This window comes from Nocardioides abyssi (assembly GCF_030412915.1).
Lineage (GTDB): Bacteria > Actinomycetota > Actinomycetes > Propionibacteriales > Nocardioidaceae > Nocardioides > Nocardioides abyssi.
The window spans coordinates 1-276 of sequence record NZ_JAUHJR010000179.1; the positions used below are offsets into that span (position 1 = coordinate 1).

Below are 276 nucleotides of genomic sequence, written 5' to 3' on the forward strand. Positions count from 1 at the left end.
TGCCCCGCGGTGAGTCTCCGCTGGCCGCGGTGCTGCCGTCGGCGCTCACCGCCACGGCCATCGGCTGCTGCGCGTCGGGGGGCTCCTGCCGCGGTGGTGCCACGAGCCGCCGGACCGGGACCTGCGTCCCCTCCTCCCAGACGAGGACCGATGCGTCCTCGCCATAGGTGTACAGCCGTCCCTCACGGTCGTAGGCCAGGCCGCCTCCCTTGCTCGCCGCGGTCGGCAGCACGGCGACCTCGGCTGCTCCGCCGGGGCTGACGTCCCAGACGGCGG

Annotated in this window: 1 protein-coding gene; it reads right to left on the minus strand. The window is 75.7% G+C overall.

What is annotated here, in order from left to right:
• On the minus strand, nucleotides 1-276 hold a 276-nt coding region (locus QWY29_RS20400; protein WP_300963051.1), incomplete at both ends, for a hypothetical protein.